Source organism: Carboxylicivirga taeanensis, from assembly GCF_051851475.1.
In the GTDB taxonomy this organism is placed as follows: domain Bacteria; phylum Bacteroidota; class Bacteroidia; order Bacteroidales; family Marinilabiliaceae; genus Carboxylicivirga; species Carboxylicivirga taeanensis.
Genome location: NZ_JBPUSJ010000078.1, coordinates 1 through 1222, shown reverse-complemented (window position 1 = coordinate 1222; position 1222 = coordinate 1). Strand labels below are relative to the sequence as shown.

The following is a 1222-nucleotide window of genomic DNA, read 5'->3' as shown; positions in this document are numbered from 1 at the left end:
GTTGCGTAATTCTAAAGTTGAAGTTTGCTGCAGCAATTGAGTGTAATTAAGGAACAAATATACAGGCATCGGGCCGCTTCATACGGCAGGCCGTTGTACGCAACCGAGGAGAACGACACTGCATAATGATAGATAGAGATAAAATACCAGAACAAACCTACAATGAATTAATTGACTTGTTGGGATATGACAAGGCTGAGGAATTTCTAAATCGAGAACAATATAATTTCCGTGCGATTCAGATGAAAATACTATCGGAAAGTATGAAAAGGAGATTTGGAAAAAGATTCTGGATTTATTTTTGGATTATAGCATTGGTAATTGCAATTATTTATGAAATATTAAGAGCAAACTATCTCATTTAGTGACAAAAGACTTTATAAGGGCGATTGAATTTCTTAATAAACTGCTAGTAATTTCAAATGAGGATTTAGCAAGAAAAGTAATTAGTTAATGAGTGATTCTAAAATGGACATAGGATTTAATGATTGGGAAAAACTTTCATTTTCTGAAAATCGTGAGATTTGGAGTCTCTATTGGAATCCTTATGAACCCGAGATTGGCTCAAAGACAAAGCTAGAATTAGTTGAGTAATTTATTAATTCGACTAAAATAAACGGACTACAATTTGGAATTGGAAATTATGGTTGGGGTGTATATATGTTGTTCGTGATTGTAGAAAATTCAAGAATTAGAGTTCCTAAAAAATTTTCTGATTTACCAGTTAATAAAGGGATTGTTACAAAATGGGTTGATAAGGACATTATTGAGGTGAAATACAATTACGGTGGTACAAGAACGATTGAATTAAAAGACAAGATTATAATAAAATGAATAAACGGCAGCGTACAACACGCTGCAATAGCGCAAAAGGGGTTCGCATCAATTTGAACCAGCTCAGCACTGGCAATCATCGCCAAATCCTTGATTTGGCCTTAAAATGAAAAGTTAAAACAAAATACAACGCTTTGGCTCTGCTCAATTAGGAAAGAAAGTACGGTCAATATCCCCTTTCGACGCCATGCAGCCACCGTTGGTAGCTATTGAAAAAACGCAAAGCACTTAGTATTTAATAAACGCATCAAAAAATGTGACATTTAAGGAATTGGGAATTATTTTAGCACGTTAATTGAAAGATTTGGAAATTAACACTATGAATTTGCAAATGCTATCTTGGAAACAGGCTTCTCAGTGTGTCGGACCGACCGCGCAACGTAACATC

The 1222-nt window shown here is 34.9% G+C and carries 1 protein-coding gene; it reads left to right on the top strand.

The window, feature by feature from the left end:
* The first annotated feature begins 125 nt into the window (after positions 1–125).
* The gene (locus ACSX1H_RS19295) at positions 126–365 is read left to right on the top strand and encodes a hypothetical protein (RefSeq protein ID WP_439185890.1); all 240 of its coding nucleotides are present in this window, start codon (positions 126–128) and stop codon (positions 363–365) included.
* Positions 366–1222 lie beyond the last annotated feature (857 nt).